The organism is Rhodococcus sp. NFXS4, from assembly GCF_058139645.1.
On record NZ_CP192221.1, the window covers coordinates 480,845 to 497,864 of the forward strand.

The window sequence follows — 17,020 nt, forward strand, 5'->3', positions numbered from 1 at the left end:
GTCATCGTCCCCCCTCCGACGTGTCGCGTCCGTCCGCGTAGGTGACGGGATCCTCGACGGTGCCCAGAACAGCGGTGATGTAGACGTTCCGATCGCGGAGGTCCTCCGCGGCCCGGTCACTGATGCCGATGAACGGGCCGGCGAAGACGGTCAGCGACAGGCCGACAGCGACCAGGCCGATCGTCGGGACGAGCATTCCCACCGGCATGCGGCCCGGGTCGACGCGCGAGTCGAAATCCACGTCGCTGGCGTTGTCCAGTAGTGCGGTCGGAGAGTCGTCGGACACGCCACCTTCCGGCGCGTCGGCGCGCGCCCGCCAGAACGCCTTGGTCCACACACGGGCCACGACGTAGAGGGTGAGGAGGCTGGTGACCGTGCCACCGGCGACGAGTATCCAGGCGAGGGAACTCGCCTTGTCCGCGCCGGCCTGCAGTAGTGCGACCTTGCCGATGAAACCGGAGAACGGCGGAATGCCACCGAGATTGAGAGCGGGAACGAGGAACAGGATGGCCAACAACGGGCTCGCGGCAGCCAGACCGCCCAGGCGACGCAGGGACGACGATCCGGCCTGACGCTCGATGAGGCCGACGACGAGGAACAGCGTGGTCTGCACGAGGATGTGGTGCGCCACGTAGTACACGGAGCCGGACAACCCTGCCTTGGTGGACAGCGCGACACCGAAGATCATGTAGCCGATGTGCGAGACCAGCGTGAACGAGAGCAGACGCTTGATCTCGCTCTGGGCGATGGCACCGAAGATGCCGATCACCATGGTGAGCAACCCGGCGACGAGGAGCACGTTGTCCATCGCACCGTCCGGGAACAGCAGCGTGTGGGTGCGCATGATGGCGTACACACCCACCTTGGTGAGCAGGCCCGCGAACACGGCGGTGACCGGCGCGGGCGCCGTCGGGTACGAGTCGGGCAGCCAGGCCGACAGCGGGAAGACCGCGGCCTTGATGCCGAACGCGACGAGGAGGATCGAGAAGATCGCGAGCCGCGTGCCCTGCGGGATGTCGTCGAAACGCAGCGCGAGCTGGGCGAAGTTCAAAGTGCCCGTGGCCGCGTACGTGGCGGCGATGCCCGCCAGGAAGATCATCGACGAGACGACGGAGACCATGACGTACGAGACGCCCGCTCGCACGCGTTCGGCGCTGGCGCCGAGCGTCAGCAACACGAACGATGCGACGAGCAGTACCTCGAAACCGACATACAGGTTGAACAGATCGCCGGCCAGGAACGCATTGCTGACGCCCGCCGTGAGGGCGAGGTAGGTGGGCAGGAAGATCGAGACGGGCTGATTCGCGTCGCCGTCCCTGATGCCCTGGCCCACTGCGTAGACGATGACCGCCAGCAGGACGATGGACGACACGACGAGCATCAGCGCGGACAGCCGATCGACCACCAGCGTGATGCCCATCGGGGCCTCCCACCCGCCGACCTGCAGAGCCGTGGTGCCGTCTCGGTCGGCAAGATAGAGGAGCACGCACGAGACGGCCGTGACCGCGACGAGCGCCGCGATGGTGACCACTCGCTGAGCGCGCGGCTTGCGACCCAGGACGAGGCACAGCGCCGCAGCGAGAAGTGGTATCACGACGGGGAGGGGCGTGAGGGTCCCGATGATCGTCGGCGACAGCGTCATCGGGAGTCACCCGCCGGCGAGGAGACGTCGTCACGGTCGCGGAACTTGCCCTCGTGGAGATCCTCGTAGCACTCGAGGTCCTCACGGTTGGCGATCTTGTCGAGAGGAATCGGGTTTCCGTCCTTGTCGAAGGCGTCTCCGGCCTCGCCGGGCTCGCCGGTGATCGGATCGTCGGACTTGTCGCGGTCGGGAGCGTCCGCGAGGCTGCGACGCGTGAGGACCTTGGTGTCCTCGGGGTCGTTCTCGACGACGTCCGCGACGTTGATCGTGTACGACCGGTAGGCCAGGGCCAGCACGAAGGCGGCAATGCCCATCGTGATGACGATGGCCGTCAGGATCAACGCCTGGGCCAGCGGATCGGCGTCGCCCTCGGCGACCTCGGACACGCGTCCCACCACCGGCGGATTTCCCGGGCCGCCGCCGGCTGTGAGGATCAGGAGATTCACTCCGTTGCCGACCAGCAGCAGGCCCAGGAGCATGCGGATGATGCTGCGCTCGATCAACAGGTAGACGCCGGCGGCGATGAGTCCTGCGATGACGACGAGCATTCCGATGTTGGCGGTCACTGGCGACTCAATTCGATCTGGGCGTCGAGACGCGCGCCGAGGCTGCGGAGGACGTCGAGGACGAGGCCGACGACGATCAGGTAGACACCGAGGTCGAAGAACAGAGCGGTGACCATCTTGATGTCCCCGAGAATGGGCAACGTCACTTCGAAGGTGGCCGACGAGAGAATGGGCGCCCCCAGGAAGAGGGATGCCACGGCGGTTCCGCCTGCGAACAGGAGACCGATGCCGAGAATCTTCCCGGCATCGAACGGGAGGGTCTCGCCCAGTTCGTAGCGACCACCGGCGAGGTACCGCAGCACGAGTGCGAGACCGGCGGTCAGTCCGCCTGCGAACCCGCCACCGGGGGCGTTGTGGCCGGCGAAGAAGAAGTAGATGGACAGCATCATCACCGTCGGGAACACCAGTCGGGTGGTGATCTCCAGGACCAGGACACGGTGCCTGGGGTCGATCAGATCGCTGCCGCTGAGCCAGGTGATCTCGGATGCTGCCTGGGCGCTGTCCATCGCGGACGGTGCATCGGACACACGCGGGGCACTACCGAAGCGCCGGTTGCGGAAGACCAGACTGGCGACCCCGGTCGCGGCGACGAGCAGGACCGAGATCTCTCCGAAGGTGTCCCAGGCACGAATATCGACGAGGATCACGTTGACGACGTTGCTGCCGTCTCCGAAGTCGTACGCCAGGTCCGGGAGCAGTTCGGCGATGGGTCTGGTCGAGCGGGCATTCATCGCGTAGGCACCGACGAGCGTGACCGTGATGCCGACGAGCGCGGCCAGGGCGGCGCGGGCCGGCTTGCGACCGAACGAACGACCCTCGTCGATCTCGGCAGGCAGTTTGCGGAGCACCAGGACGAACACGACGAGCGTCAAGGTCTCGACGAGGAACTGTGTCAACGCCAGGTCGGGTGCACCGTGCACCGCGAAGATCAGACCGCAGCCGTAGCCGGTGACACCGACGAGCAGCACCGCCGCGAGTCGGTTGCGCATGATCGTGGCGCCGATGGCCGCCGCGACCATGATGCCGCCCACGATGATCTGGTACGGCGAGTCCGCGAGACGGATGTCGACGCCGTCGCGGGTGTAGACGATCAGGGACACGAGAGGGAAGAGAGCCAGTGTCGCGAGAACCGTCGCCAGAGTGCCGGGGAGGGAACCGCGCTGGGTGGTTCCGGTGAGGCGCAGCGACAGCAGGTCCATCAGGTAGAGGACGCGGTCGTACACCCGGTCGGCGTTCAGCGGCACGGCCGGGACCGTTCGCGCGATCGCCTTGTGCACTCGGTAGAGCAGGACGCCGACGAGGATGACGACGACGGTCAGACCCAGCGGGAGGTTGACGCCGTGCCACAGCGCGAGGTGGTAGTCCTCCGCGCCGTAGGACGGCAGGGTCTTGCTGTACGGCGCGATCAGGGTGTCGACGACCGGCGCGGCGAGGCCGGCCACCAGTCCGAGGACGGCGAGCAGCACGGGCGGGAAGAGGAAGAACCATCCCGGTGCGTGCATCGAGGCGACGGCGGCGCTGGGCTGCCGCAGCTTCTTGCGACCGAAGGCGCCCCACACGAAGCGCAGGCTGTAGGCAACGGTCAGGATCGAGCCGACGACCATCGCGGCCAGCACCAGCGCAGACGAGAGCGGACCCATCGCGTCCGAGTCGAGCGTCGACTCGAACGCGGTCTCCTTGCCGATGAAACCGAGGAACGGCGGAAGGCCCGCCATGCTCGCCGCTGCGATCACGGCCGTCGCGGCGAGAACGGGTGACCGGTCCCCGAGATGCGCGAGCTTGCGCACGTCTCGGGTGCCGGTCGAGTGGTCGATGATGCCCACCACCATGAACAGCGCGGCCTTGAAGAAGCCGTGGGCGAGGACCATCGCGAGGCCCGCGAGCATCGCCGTCCGCGAACCGATGCCGACGATGGCGACGAGGAAGCCGAGCTGGCTCACCGTGCCGAAGGCGAGCACGAGCTTGAGGTCGTATGCACGCAGTGCGCGGTAGCCGCCGACGAGCATCGACGCCAGACCGAGCGTGAGGATGGTGAAGCGCCAGGGCCCGGCGTCGGCGAAGCCCGGTGCGAGACGCGCCACCAGGTAGATGCCGGCCTTGACCATCGCCGCGGCGTGCAGGTACCCGCTGACGGGTGTCGGCGCGGCCATGGCGCCGGGCAACCAGAAGTGCAGAGGAACGATGGCCGACTTGCTCAGCGCACCGACCAGGACCAGGACCAGGGCGGTGCCCGCCAACCAGCCGCGCGGAGCCGCCTCGATGACGTCGGAGAGGTTGTAGCTGCCCACCATCTGGCCCAGCACGATGATGCCGACCAGCATGGCGAGACCGCCGGCCGTGGTGACCAGCAGAGCCTGCGTCGCGGCACGTCGACTCGAGGCGCGCTCGGCGTAGTGCCCGACCAACAGGAACGACAGCACCGTCGTCAGTTCCCAGAAGATGTAGAGCATCAGCATGTTGTCGCTGGTGACCAGCGCGAACATGACTCCGGCGAACGCGACGAGCTCCGCGGCGAAGATGCCCAGACGGGGCTCGTCGTCCTCGAAGTAGCGAGCGCAGTAGAGCAGGATCAGTGCGCCGATGCCGAGCACCAGCGTGGACATGACCGCGGCCAGGGAATCGAAGCGCAGATCGATGTTCATGGAGAGTCCGGGGACCCACTCGATGGACAGTCGCTGCTCGGTGTTCCAGTTCGCGGCCACCCACACGAGCGAGGCGGCCGGCACCGCGGCGAGCGGAAGAAAAGCCTGTCGTCCCCACAGACGCACGAGAAGCGGCGCGATCAGCGCGGCCACCGTGTGGGCAACGAGAATGGAAAGCAAGAGGCACTCCGTCGTGGACGTCGGGGCGGCGGGGTGTCGGACGCACGAGACGTCGTCCACTCCATACTACCGGTGCGGGTCCACGCCCTCTCAGTCAGCGATACCCACCCCCGGTACGGGTATGGTCTCCGGGCGATGACCGAACCACTGCGCACCGCCGCCCTCGCCCTCGTCCGTGACGGCCGGATGCTGCAGGCCCGGTCGGTCGGCAAGCGTGCGTTCTACATGGTCGGCGGCAAGATCGATCCCGGTGAGACACCACTCCAGGCGCTGCACCGCGAGGTGCGGGAAGAACTGGGTGTCGACGTCGTCGAGTCGTCGGTGCACCTGCTGTGCGTCGTCGAGTGCCCGGCGTTCGGCGACCCCCTCGGCCGTGATCTGCACATGACGTGCTTCTCCGCCGACCTCACCGGCGAACCTCGGGCCACCAGCGAGATCGCTGATCTGCGGTGGTTCACCGTCGCCGAGTACGCCGCCATGCCGGACGTCGCGCCGGGATCGCTGCGGGTCTTCCGGCACCTCCAGGCGCGGGGCCTGGTGATCTGAGGAACCCGTGCTCACGCATGGGGTGCAGGGGGCTCGGCGTCCGGCTCGGGGGCATCTGTGCGCCGGGACAGCCACACGATGCGGAGCGTGCAGAGCGCGGCCACCCCGAGCAGGAGGTAGGCGGAGGTGTGGTCGGCAGGAAGCGGCGGAAGCGAGATGCCCACCCCGGCATCCGGGCGAGCGTTGTCGAGCAGCTGATCGATGACAGCCTGGTCGAGCGACTCCAGCCCCGCGTACGCCGCCGGTACCGGCGCCGCCGCAGCGACGAGGATCGCGAGCCCGGGCAGCGCCGCCGCCAATGGCCGCACCGTCGCGTGCGGATCCGCGGTGACGGCGGTCAGGGCGATCGGAACGAGCGCGGCCACCACCCCGAGTGCTGCCGCCGATACCTCGTCGACGCTCACGAGGGCAGCGCCCATCGGCAGCGCGGTGAGTGCCAGGGCGGTGAGCCACGACGTGATGCGTCCGACCGGGAGCCGCCAGGCCAGGACGGCGCCGAGGACCAGTCCGCCCACGCCCACCACGGTGAGCAGCCGGGAGTCGAGCAGGGTGCGGGCGCCCACGTTCCACATCGCGACGGCAGAGGCGGTGACGAGGATCGCGACCAGCACCGTTCGTGCATCGGCCGACTCCCACCGTGCGGCGACGCGGTCCACGACGACGAGTGCCACGATCAGCACGACGATCGCCTTCCACAGTGCGTACTCGCCGGTGCCGACGATCTCGACACCCACGCGGCAGACGACGGCGACGATCACCGCGTAGACGGTGAGCCGCACCAGTTCGCGGGCGGTCGGGTCCTCGTCGGGATCAGCGGCCGGTCGATGCAGAACGGCGGCGGCGATGCACGCCGCGAAGGCGGAGCCGATCAACCACCAGGCCGGTTCGCCGAACACGCTGGTGCTGTCGAGACGCGTCGCCACGAAGGCGGCGGACGCGGCGGTCGTTCCGACGGAGGCGAGCAGCGTTCCACCGAGCACGCCGGTCGCGAGGGCCACCCATCCGGCGGCGGATCGCCGGGTGGCGTGCAGGACGAGCCCGACCAGGACGCCGGCCGCGCACGACTTGACAATGTGCAGTGCGGTGAAGACGGCCAGGCTCGCCGCTTCGGGAATCGCCACCTTGGTGAAGGCGAGCACCACGACCAGCAGGGCCGCACACACCCAGGGGGCGATGCGTGTCGGCATCCGCAGTCCGACGGCCAGCGCGACGGTGACCACCACCAGCACCTGCCCGACCACGGTGGCGGTGGACTGGGTGGACGACCACCCGATGAGATCGTCGACGGTGGCCGCGAACGGCCACGTGTCGCTGCGCGGGCCGGACCACGCGAGAGCGCCGAGAGCTCCGACGAGCGCGGCTGCGAGGAGTGAGGCGGCGAGGGCGATGTGGTGTCTCACCCGCGGCGCCGTCGGATCAGTTCGGCGCCGACGGCGCACAGAGCGAGGCAGGTCACCGTCACCAGTGTCCCTGCCGTGGGCTCGGTGAGGGTGACGGACCCCGACTGCAGGGTGAGGGGCGTGTACGCCGTCCAGCCGAAGTCCGCCGAGATCGGGGACGAGGGCATGGTCGTCAGAGCGAGGGGGACGAGCAGGCCGGCGCCGACGATAGCGGCGGGTGACGGCACGTCGACGACGGACGCGGCGCCGGCCCCGACGACGGCGCCGGTCGCGAGCGCCGCCGCGATGACGGCCACCCCGGTGAAGGACGTCCCGAGGTGGATCGCCGCCACCACGGCCGCGCAGCACAGGATGGCCAGCGGTGTGCCCACCGCGGGTCGTGCACGGGCGCCTGCCGCGGCGCCCACGGCGCAGGCGAGTGCGACACCGACGACGAGGAGAAGGGGGAGGGCCGTGGTGCCCGCCGTCGTGAGGACGACGACGGAGGCCGGCCGCGTCGACAACCACAGCACGGTGCCCGCGACGACGAGGACGCCGCCGCTCGGCAGTGCCAGAGCGACACCGACGAGCACCAGCGTGACGACGATCGTCGACACCGACCACGCGGCCGTCGTGGTCACCGCGCCCAGCCCGGCTGCTCCGGCGGCAGCCGTCAGGTTCGTGACCAGCACCGGGACGAGTCCGACGAGGGCGACGATCACTGCCGTCAGGGCGGTGCGAGTCGAGGAACTCCGGGACGAGCGCTGCGTCCTCGACTGCAGACCGATCGCGAGCACTGTCACCACCATCGCGGCGACGAGTGCGACCGTGCGGGACGTCGTCGTGTCGGTGTCGACGTAGGAAGCGTAGCGCCGCGGTATCGCGACGACGGTGATGCTCAGGACCAGAGAGACGGTCGACGCGACTCCGAACGCGGCGACCCACAGGCGTCGGACCGAGGCGAGGACGGCGAGCACGCCGAGGACGACGCCACTGCCGAGCGCCCCCAGCATGGACAGGGCGGCCGAGGATCCGAGAGTGCCCAGAACCAGCGCTGCGCCGCCGACGGCAGCGAGGACCGCGGGTGCGGCTCTGCTCGATCGGCCCGTGAGCAGCGCGGCCACGGCCACGGCTGCCACCACCGCTGCGGGGCCGTTGCCGGTGTCGGCGACGAGATCGGGCGACGTCACGGCATGCACGGCGGTGCCCGCACCGACGACGAGGGCGATCGGCGTCGACACGGCGTCGAGACGTCCACCGGATGCGCTCACGCGGCGAACCTATCGGTCTTCATCCGGTTTCGGGAATCGACAGCGGCCCCCCTCGGTTGCCCCGAGCATGACACTCGCAACGAAGGCCACGACCCTCCTCGAACTGCACGTCCCCGGAAACCCGGTGATCCTTCCGACCGTCTGGGACGCCTGGTCGGCGAACCTCGCGGTGAGCGCGGGTTTCACTGCCCTGACCGTCGGCTCGCACCCGGTGTCCGACTCGATCGGCAAGCCGGACAACGAGGGCATCACCTTCGACGAGTTGCTCACTCGCATCCGCCAGATCACTGCCGCCGTCGACGTGCCGATCTCCGTCGACATCGAGTCGGGCTACGGCGAGGACCCGAAGCGTCTCATCGAGGGGCTGATCGACGCGGGTGCGGTGGGCCTGAACATCGAGGACACCGTGCACAGCGAGGGCGGCCGTCTGCGTGAGGCGCAGGAGCACGCCGACTTCGTCGGTGCACTGCGCGCAGCCTCGGATGCCACCGACGTCCACGTGGTGATCAATGCCCGTACCGACCTCTTCGTCAAGCAGATCGGTGACGAGAACGACCGCGTCGACCGCGCGATCGCCCGCCTGAAGCTGGCGGCCGCTGCCGGTGCCGACGTGCTCTACCCGGTCGGCTTCCACAGCGACGACGATCAGAAGCGACTCACCGCGGAGCTCCCGTTGCCGGTCAACGCCATCGGCCACCCGGTGAAGAACTCGAAGTCCGCCCTCGCGCAGCTGGGTGTCGGCCGTGTCAGCTTCGGCCCGATCTTCCAGATGGTGCTCGCCGAGCGCGCGAACGAGGTGCTCGCCGACTGGGCGTGACCTAGTCCCTCGTGCTGTAGGCCTCGAGAGCGGCCACCTGCACCGGATCGAGTGACGGCCGGACGGCGTCGCGCGCAGTCGCGACGTCGTCCGCTGTCACGACTGCGGTGTCGACGTCGCGGCGCATCGCGGCGAGAGCCGCCTCGCGCAGCAGTGCCGCGCAGTCCGCTGCGGAGTACCCGTCGAGATCCTCGGCCAGGGAGTCGAGATCGACGTCGTCCGCCAGCGGCACCGAGGCTCCGGCCGTCGCGAGGATCGCGCGACGCGCCTCGGCGTCGGGCGGCGGTACGAACACCAATTTCTCCAGTCGTCCGGGCCTCAGCAGTGCCGGGTCGATGAGCTCGGGCCTGTTGGTCGCGCCGAGGATCACGACGTCCTGCAGCGGCTCGACGCCGTCCATCTCCGTGAGCAACGCGGCCACCACGCGATCTCCGACGCCGGAATCGCTGCTCTGCCCGCGGCGCGGTGCCAGGGCGTCGACCTCGTCGAGAAAGATGAGCGACGGTGCCGAGTCTCGTGCTCGCCGGAACAGTTCGCGGACGGCCTTCTCCGACGAGCCGACCCACTTGTCCATCAACTCCGCGCCTTTGACGGCGTGCACGCTGAGTTGCCCCGAGCTGGCGAGTGCCCGGACGACGAACGTCTTGCCGCACCCCGGCGGGCCGTAGAGCAACACGCCCCGCGGCGGCTCGACACCGAGCCGCGCGAAGGAGTCGGGATGGCGCAGCGGCCACAACACCGCTTCGGTCAGCGCCCGCTTCGTCTCCACCATGTCGCCGACGTCGTCGAGGGTCAGGCTGCCGACCGCGAGTTCCTCGGTGCCCGACCGGGAGAGTGGCCGGATGACCGACAAGGCCCCGACCAGATCGTCCTGTGTGAGAACGGGCTCGGCCGAGTCCCGGTGGGCACGCACCGCGGCCCGGACGGCTGCCTCCCGGCACAGGGCTGCGAGGTCCGCGACGACGAATCCGGGTGTGCGCAGGGCGATCTCGGCAGGGGTGATCTTCCGGGTCGGAACATCACGTAGCAGCGCTTCGAGCAACGCGGCGCGCTCGACCGACCCCGGAAGCGGGAGCGCGAGCTCGCGATCGCACAGATCAGGTCCGCGCAGACGCGGATCAGCGGCGTCCGGCCGTGACGTCGTGCAGATCAGGACGGTTCCCGGTGTCTGCACCACCTGTCGCAGGCGATCGAGGACGAGAGTCGACACCGGATCCGCCGCAGAGCCCCGTCCGTCGGCGGACAGGGGGAGCAGCGCATCCACGTTACCGACGAGAAGCACTGCACCGGTGGGACTGTCGGTCAGTCGATCGGCCGCGGCGACCACCGCGGCCAACCGGTCCTCGGGGCCGAGCGACCCGACCGACGGACCGTCGATCTCCACCAGCCTGCGACCGGCGGCGACGGCGCGGACGAAGGTGGACTTGCCCACGCCGCCCGGTCCGGTGACCAGGACGCCGAGCTGGGCCGACGCGCCGAGAGTGCGGAGCAGCTCGGGGCGATCGAGCGAGAGTTCGAGCCACTCCGTCAGTTTCGCCGCCTGGTCGCGCACACCGACCAGGTCGTCCACCGGAATCACGGGCTGGGGCGGAGCCTCGACAGGTTGGGGTGTCGCGCGGTCGTGCGACTGTCCGCGGGCAGCGGCGCCGCGCGTCACGGCCGTCGTGGGCTGGATGCTGACGATGCCGGCCGGGTCGGTCGACGTGACGGTGAGCAGTTCGGTGGTCCACGCGACACCGACCGTGCGCGAGAGCGTCTGCGAGACCGACGCGGTGGAGGTTCCCGGCCCCAGGTCGCGGGGCAGGAGCGACACGGCGTCGCCCGCGACGACCACCTTTCCCAGCAGTGCTCGGCGCAGCGTCGCGTCGTCGAGCGCGGTGGTCGTCGCGGATCCGTGCACCAGGACGGTGCGTGCCGCCTGCACCGAGACGGGAGCGACGACGACCGACGCGTTCTCCGTCAGTCCCGCGTTCGACATCGTCACGTCGTCGAGCAGCACGGTCCCCGTGGGCGTTCCGGCCGGTGCCTGTGCCACCACGGTGGCGGTACGCCTCGCGCCGATCAACTCGACGGCGTCCCACTCGCGCAGTCCGAGCGCGGTGAGCACCTCCGCGTGCACACGGACCACCCCGCGGCGGGCATCGGCGGCGGAGGTGGTGAGGCGAACGGTCAGGGCGAGATCGGGGGTGCTCACTCCCCGAGCCTATCGAGCCGACCGGCCCGGGCTCTCGCTCCAGCGTGTGCAGCCTGGCCCGTTTATGCTGCGCGCATGACCCGTGCCGCCCTCGTCTTCCACGAACGTGACCACGCCCTCGGCGTCCGGAACGTCGGCTCGATCGGCCCGGCTCTCCGCGATCGCGGATTCGAGACGACGACCTTCTCGTTCGAGGGTGACAGCCGCGACGCGGACCGGCCCACGGCCTCGTCGTTCGACCTGATCGTGCTGATGGGCTCACCCGACGCCGCCTACGACGATGCGCTCCCGTGGCTGGCGGAGGAGATCACCTGGCTCGGTGACGCTGTCGCGCAGCGCGTTCCGGTTCTCGGTGTGTGCTTCGGTGGTCAGCTGCTCGCGCGGGTGCTCGGCGGGACCGTCACACGTGCGGCCGAGTCGGAGCACGGATTCGTGACCGTACGGACGGAGTCCGACGAGCTGATCCCGCAGGGTCCCTGGATGCAGTTCCACGACGACACGTTCACGCTCCCGCCGGGCGCCGAGCCGCTCGCGACCACGGCGGCCGCACTGCAGGCCTTCGTCTCGGGACCGCACATCGGTCTGCAGTTCCACCCGGAGATCACGGTCGACGTGTTCGAGTCGTGGATCGAGGGGTGGGACGCACGGGGAGTGCGGGCGGAGGTGGAGGCGAGTGTGGACGTCCCCGCGATCCGCGCGGAGGTCGCGCGCCGGGAGCAGGCCTCCATCGAGGCCTGCTCCCGGTTGATCGACGCGGTCCTCGCTCGTGCGGGAGTGTCCAGCTAGATCTCGTCGCGGGGCGGGACGTCGGCTGCTCGGGCGCTCGGTGACCGAAGTCGGAGCCGAGCCGAACTCGCCGTGGCGCGGGCGGGACGCCGCCGCCGCGCGATACCGGTGCGTGCCGGGCGGTCCTTGCGCATCGCTCGTCGTACGGCCCGTCGCTCGGCGGGCTTGGCCTCCCACGTCTCGGGCCGCGCGGCCACCCATCGCTGCGACCGCACCGCGAACGGGATGTGGAGCAGATACAACACGATCAGTACCATGAGCAGCACGAACGGGAACGTGATCAGTGCCGCGCCCGCCAGGCCGACGAGGATCAGCAGCAACGTCGCCATTCTCGGCGGAACCGAGACGGTCTTGAACGCCATCGTCGGGATACGGCTGACGATGAGTAGGGCCGACAGCACCACCCAGGTGGCGACGACGTAGTACGAGGACCACCAGCCGTTGCCCCACTGCTCCTCCGCAGCGAGCGGGAGGAGTGTGACCAGGGCCCCCGCCGGAGCGGGGACACCCACGAAGTACTCGCCGGCGAACGCGGGCCGGGAGTCGTCGTCGAGAAGTGTGTTGAACCGGGCGAGGCGCAGCACGATGCTCACCGCGTAGATGAGGGCGATGACCCACCCGCCGCTGCTGCCCTCGAGCAGCGTCACGTACAGCACCAAGGCCGGCGCGACGCCGAAGGAGATGGCGTCGGCGAGCGAGTCGAGTTCGGCTCCCATCCGGCTGGTCGCGTCGAGCATGCGTGCGATGCGACCGTCGAGGGCGTCGAAGACGGCGGCTGCGCCGATCATGGCCAGCGACAACCCGAGTCGACCGTCGAGCGCGAACTTCACGGCGGACAGTCCTGCGCACATCGCCAGCACCGTGACGGCGCTGGGCAACAGGCGGACCGCGCCCTGGCGGCCGGTGGACTCGTCGGCCTGCTCGCGTGCCGCGCTCACGGAAGCTCGGCCAGAACCGTCTCGGCTCCGATGGCGCGCTGCCCGACGATCACCGCCGTCCGCGACCCCTCCGGGAAGTAGGTGTCGACGCGCGAACCGAAGCGGATCAGTCCGTAGGTGTCGCCGATGGTGAGCGAGTCGCCCACGGACGTGGTGTTGACGATGCGTCGCGCGAGCAGTCCGGCGATCTGTACGACCGCCAGGTCGTGACCCGACGGTGTGCGCAGATGCATGCTGGTGCGTTCGTTGACCTCGCTGGCGTCCGCGAGGTCGGCCGACAGGAACTGTCCGGCCTTGTGCACCACGGCCTCGACCGTGCCGGACACCGGGACGCGCTGGACGTGGACGTCGAGCACGGACAGGAAGATGCTGACCCGCGGCAGCGGAGCGGTGCCGAGGTTCAACTCGGCGGGCGGCACCGCGTGGTCGACGAGTGCGACCTCACCGTCGGCGGGGGCCACGACAACCCCGGCCCGATTCGGCGGGACGCGCGGAGGGTGGCGGAAGAAGCCCGCCATGGCTCCGGCGGTGAGCAGCGAGGCGGTGCGGACGACCCGGTGGCGGCGGCCGAGTCCGGCGAGCGCCAACGGCACCGCGACGAACGGGGCACCGGCGGGATGCAGCGGCGGAATGCTGCGCCGCACCAGGTCCACGATGTGTCCTGCTCCGGTCGGTTCAGGCGTACCAGGGGGGACAGGTCTGCGGGCCACGGGCTCCTCTTACGTCGATTCGGGCGGACTCTCACGGCCCGAGGGGAGTGCGGACACGACTCGGGGCCCCTCACAGATTACGTGAGGGGCCCCGAGAGGTGGGGTCTGCGTCAGACGCGCGAACCGCGTCCCGTGACTGCCTTGACGATGAACAGCAGGATGCACGCGCCGATGAGGCACGTGACGAAGCTGAAGATGATGCCGCCGCCCTGGACGTCAACGCCGAACGCTCGGAGCAGGAATCCACCCAGCAGGCCGCCGATGATGCCGACGACGATGTTGAGGATGATGCCCTGCTGCGCATCCGTCTTCATGATCTTGCTGCCGATCCATCCGGCGAGTCCGCCGATGATGATCCAACCGATGATGCCCAGACCCAACATGATGGAACCTCTTTCAGATCAGCTTTGCTGCCCGTGGACCGGGCATGACTACTGACCTTCTGTACCCGGCCCCGATACTCAGCAAACGTTAAGTCGGACGACGGCACATCACGATCCGGCCTCGACTGCGTGACGGCGGGCCTACTGCGGCGTGACCAGCAGGATCTGGTCGGTGTCGCCGTTGTCGGTCGTCACGAGCAGCGTCCCGTCCGGTTGTGCCGACACCGTGCGGATGCGGCCGTACTCGCTGAGAGCGGGAATCGTCGACTGCGCGTCCACCGTGGTGCCGTCGTCGGAGAGATCGAGGAGCAGGACCTCCTGGCCCTTCTGCACGCCGACGGCGAGCATGCCGTTCCACGCGCCCCAGGCGTCACCGTCGAGGAACGTGGCCGACGCGGTGGCGATGGTGCTCGGGCCCGAGCTCCACACCGCGTTCCGGGCGCCGGGTACACGGTCCGGATCGGTCATCGCGACGGACTCGTCGTAGCCGCCGCCGCGGTCCGGGCGGTACCCGTAGTTGCCGCCCGCCGCGAGGAGGTTCACCTCGTCGTCCCGCGACGTGCCCTGTTCGACGGAGAAGATCTGATCGGTGCCGGGCCGGGCGGCCAGTCCCTGGACGTTGCGGTGGCCGAGTGTGAAGACCGGGCTCGCGGGGTCGGGATTGCCTGCGGCCGGTGCGCCCGTGGCGGCGTCGACCCGGAGGACCTTGCCGCCGAGCGACGTCGGGTCCTGCGGAACGGTGCCCTGAGCCGAGTCGCCGGTGCCGATGAACAGGGTGCCGTCGGCGTTCGCCAGCACCCGGCATCCGCCGTGGCGACCGGAGGTGACCGGGAACCCGGAGATGACGGTGCGCTCACGCGTGAGGCTCGCGTAGTCGTCGGCCACCGTCCATGCGACCACGCCGATGGTGGGGTCGTCGCCTCGAATGCCCTGGCAGGAGTACAGGGTCCGATCGGTCTCGAAGGTCGGTGACAGTGCGAGGCCCATCAGACCGGTCTCCGATCCGACGAACAGATCGCCGAGATCGGCGCTGATCGGTGTCGGCTCACCACCGGGCCGGATCGCGGTGAAGCGGCCGGGGCGCTCGTCGAAGATCACGGTGCCGTCCGGCGCCCGGACCACGTCCCACGGGTGATCGAGCCCGGTGGCCAGTGAGGAGACGACGACGTTCGGGACGGCGCTCGCGGCGTCCGCGGACGTCGGTCCCGGTGTCGTTGCCTGCGATGTCGGCGATTCGGGGGTGCCGGCCGCGGGGGAGGCGTCGGACTCGGTCGTGGTCGAGCACGCCGTCGTCGCCAGAGCAGCGGACAGGGCGAGGCCGGCGAGGGCGCGGGTCGTGCGGGCGCGAGGGGTCATCACTTCACGGTACGAGCAGAACTCTCGGCCGCGTCCTTGATCTTCGCCAGGGTGGACGCCATGCCCCGCTCGAGTTCGGCCTCGAAGTTGCGTGTGCCGCCCAGCACCAGTCGCACCGCGGTGTCGGAGACCTTGGTGGTGCCGCCGGGTGCCTCGCGACGCTCGGTCACGCGTGTGCCCGTCTCGGTCGGTTCCAGGAAGTAGGACCACACCGTGTGGTTCTCGGTGATGCGGAACGCGAGCAGTCGCTCGGGCTCGAGGCGCACGACCCGCGACGTCGTGGGCCACACGAGGGGTCCGCGCCGATTGACGTTGAGCGTGCGGGTGCCCACGCGCAGCGGGCCGAACACCTTCATCACCGCGCACTGGGGGCTCCACTCACCCATGCGCTTCAGGTCGGACACCACGGACCAGACCGCGCTCGGCGGTGCATCGATGTCGACGCTGACGGACAGGGGTGTGGCCATGGAGTTCTCCCGGTGTGTTCAGGCAGGCTGGGTGGTGACGCCGTCAGGGTAGTAGGACGTCCACGACGTGCACCGCGACGTCCTCCGCCGTGAGAGCGGTGCCGAGCGTGGTGTTCACCGCGTCGGCCGTCCTCCCGGTCAGTGTCACCGCCAGCGCGGCCATGTCCTGGCCGTACGTCACGGCGATGTCCAGGGACACCCCGGTGCACCGGCGTCCGTCGACGTCGAGCTCGATGCCCTTGACCCCGCAGGGCAGTTCCGACAGGGCGTGGGCGATGGACAGGAGCACCAGGTGGTCGCCCACCCGCAGCGAGTCGCCGTCGACGAAACCCGGGTGCGAGGCGTCCAGCGCGCGTGTCCGCCGAGCCGTCGCGCGGAGTGCGGCGAGGATCGCCGTGCTGGCCTCGACCCAGGACGGCACCTCCTCGTCGCGAAGTTCCTGTGCGGCGCGGCTGAGCACGGGATCGTCCGGCTCGTCCGCCGTGTCTAACGCCATGACGCCATCCTCTCGCTCAGAGTGGTTCGTGCGCGGGTGACCTGACCGCGCACCGCGGACGGCGACATGGACAGGATCTCCCCGATCTCGACATGAGTCATTCCCTCGACCTCGCGGAGCAACCAGCACGAGCGCTGCATCTGTGGCAGTGCCCCGAGGGCCACGCGCAGCTCGGCGAGGAACCCCGATTCCGTCGCCCGCACCTCCGGATCGTCCGACACGTCGCTGACGGCGTCGTCGAACAGCCACTCCTCGTGCGGACGGGGGATGCGGCGCCGCGTGGCGTCGATGGCCTTGTGTGCGGTGATACCGAACAGCCATGTGCGCAGCGCCGAGTCGGACCGGTAGTTGCCGAGGCTCTTCCAGGCCGCGACGAACGCGTCCTGGACCACCTCCTCCGCGACGCCGTCGTCACGCAACATGTTGCGGGCGTACCGGAACATCGCGGGACCGTGCGTGCGGACGATCTCCTCGAACGCGTTGCGGTCACCGATGACCGCAGCGTCGACGAGAGCCGCGTCGCTGTCCACGGAGCAGATTCGAACCAGCGGGTGTGAAACGACAGTGGTGTGGCATACATCACATCCGCATACGTTTTCCTCGGTCCGCCTCGACCTACTCCCGACACAACGAACCCGAAAGGATGA

General features: G+C 69.5%; 16 protein-coding genes. 3 read left to right on the plus strand and 13 right to left on the minus strand.

Annotated elements, in window-relative coordinates; translation table 11 throughout:
• Window position 1: 1 nt before the first annotated feature.
• The 3 genes from J4E04_RS02275 to J4E04_RS02285 are packed head-to-tail and all read right to left on the minus strand — an operon-like array spanning window position 2 to window position 5,030.
• Window positions 2-1,642 (minus strand): Na+/H+ antiporter subunit D, encoded by a 1,641-nt coding sequence (locus tag J4E04_RS02275; protein WP_328811130.1) that lies wholly within the window; start codon window positions 1,640-1,642, stop codon window positions 2-4.
• Entirely contained in the window at window positions 1,639-2,208 is a 570-nt protein-coding gene (locus J4E04_RS02280; protein ID WP_490149816.1) for a Na(+)/H(+) antiporter subunit C, read from the minus strand. The genes J4E04_RS02275 and J4E04_RS02280 overlap by 4 nt, the downstream gene beginning before the upstream one ends.
• Complete coding sequence (locus tag J4E04_RS02285) at window positions 2,205-5,030, minus strand: Na+/H+ antiporter subunit A (protein WP_490149817.1); 2,826 nt, start codon at window positions 5,028-5,030, stop codon at window positions 2,205-2,207. The genes J4E04_RS02280 and J4E04_RS02285 overlap by 4 nt, the downstream gene beginning before the upstream one ends.
• A gap of 135 nt (window positions 5,031-5,165) precedes the next feature.
• Between J4E04_RS02285 and J4E04_RS02290 the strand changes: the two genes are divergently transcribed.
• The gene (locus tag J4E04_RS02290; RefSeq protein ID WP_222646297.1) at window positions 5,166-5,576 is read left to right on the plus strand and encodes an NUDIX hydrolase; all 411 of its coding nucleotides are present in this window, start codon (window positions 5,166-5,168) and stop codon (window positions 5,574-5,576) included.
• A gap of 11 nt (window positions 5,577-5,587) precedes the next feature.
• On the opposite strand, the gene J4E04_RS02295 is transcribed toward J4E04_RS02290, so the two are convergent.
• Window positions 5,588-6,976 (minus strand): hypothetical protein, encoded by a 1,389-nt coding sequence (locus tag J4E04_RS02295; RefSeq protein ID WP_490149818.1) that lies wholly within the window; start codon window positions 6,974-6,976, stop codon window positions 5,588-5,590.
• Window positions 6,973-8,226 carry a hypothetical protein gene (locus tag J4E04_RS02300; RefSeq protein WP_490149819.1) on the minus strand — a complete coding sequence of 418 codons (1,254 nt, stop codon included), beginning with the start codon at window positions 8,224-8,226 and terminating at the stop codon, window positions 6,973-6,975. Before J4E04_RS02300 ends, J4E04_RS02295 begins: the two co-directional genes overlap by 4 nt.
• 67 nt (window positions 8,227-8,293) lie before the next feature.
• Here J4E04_RS02300 and J4E04_RS02305 point away from each other — a divergent pair, with 67 nt between their 5' ends.
• Window positions 8,294-9,043, plus strand: a complete 750-nt coding sequence (locus tag J4E04_RS02305) for an isocitrate lyase/PEP mutase family protein (protein WP_027506251.1) — start codon at window positions 8,294-8,296, stop codon at window positions 9,041-9,043.
• 1 nt (window position 9,044) lies between these two features.
• On the opposite strand, the gene J4E04_RS02310 is transcribed toward J4E04_RS02305, so the two are convergent.
• The gene (locus J4E04_RS02310; protein ID WP_490149820.1) at window positions 9,045-11,237 is read right to left on the minus strand and encodes an AAA family ATPase; all 2,193 of its coding nucleotides are present in this window, start codon (window positions 11,235-11,237) and stop codon (window positions 9,045-9,047) included.
• Window positions 11,238-11,312: 75 nt separating this feature from the next.
• Between J4E04_RS02310 and J4E04_RS02315 the strand changes: the two genes are divergently transcribed.
• Window positions 11,313-12,023: a type 1 glutamine amidotransferase gene (locus tag J4E04_RS02315; RefSeq protein WP_222632068.1), complete on the plus strand. Its 711-nt coding sequence runs from the start codon at window positions 11,313-11,315 to the stop codon at window positions 12,021-12,023.
• Here the strand turns inward: J4E04_RS02315 and J4E04_RS02320 are convergent.
• The 7 genes from J4E04_RS02320 to J4E04_RS02350 all read right to left on the minus strand — a co-directional run bounded on the left by J4E04_RS02320 (window position 12,020) and on the right by J4E04_RS02350 (window position 16,903).
• Window positions 12,020-12,874: a CDP-alcohol phosphatidyltransferase family protein gene (locus J4E04_RS02320; protein WP_231476405.1), complete on the minus strand. Its 855-nt coding sequence runs from the start codon at window positions 12,872-12,874 to the stop codon at window positions 12,020-12,022. The two genes, J4E04_RS02315 and J4E04_RS02320, sit on opposite strands and share 4 nt — an antisense overlap.
• 83 nt (window positions 12,875-12,957) lie before the next feature.
• Window positions 12,958-13,671: a phosphatidylserine decarboxylase gene (locus J4E04_RS02325; protein ID WP_056441430.1), complete on the minus strand. Its 714-nt coding sequence runs from the start codon at window positions 13,669-13,671 to the stop codon at window positions 12,958-12,960.
• Between the two features lie 110 nt (window positions 13,672-13,781).
• Complete coding sequence (locus J4E04_RS02330) at window positions 13,782-14,054, minus strand: GlsB/YeaQ/YmgE family stress response membrane protein (RefSeq protein ID WP_027506256.1); 273 nt, start codon at window positions 14,052-14,054, stop codon at window positions 13,782-13,784.
• A 141-nt stretch (window positions 14,055-14,195) separates the two neighbouring features.
• Complete coding sequence (locus J4E04_RS02335; RefSeq protein ID WP_490149821.1) at window positions 14,196-15,410, minus strand: PQQ-dependent sugar dehydrogenase; 1,215 nt, start codon at window positions 15,408-15,410, stop codon at window positions 14,196-14,198.
• Window positions 15,410-15,877, minus strand: a complete 468-nt coding sequence (locus tag J4E04_RS02340; protein WP_027506258.1) for an SRPBCC family protein — start codon at window positions 15,875-15,877, stop codon at window positions 15,410-15,412. The genes J4E04_RS02335 and J4E04_RS02340 overlap by 1 nt, the downstream gene beginning before the upstream one ends.
• A gap of 43 nt (window positions 15,878-15,920) precedes the next feature.
• Window positions 15,921-16,373 carry an Asp23/Gls24 family envelope stress response protein gene (locus tag J4E04_RS02345; RefSeq protein WP_222646293.1) on the minus strand — a complete coding sequence of 151 codons (453 nt, stop codon included), beginning with the start codon at window positions 16,371-16,373 and terminating at the stop codon, window positions 15,921-15,923.
• Complete coding sequence (locus J4E04_RS02350; protein ID WP_308115734.1) at window positions 16,364-16,903, minus strand: RNA polymerase sigma factor; 540 nt, start codon at window positions 16,901-16,903, stop codon at window positions 16,364-16,366. The genes J4E04_RS02345 and J4E04_RS02350 overlap by 10 nt, the downstream gene beginning before the upstream one ends.
• Window positions 16,904-17,020 lie beyond the last annotated feature (117 nt).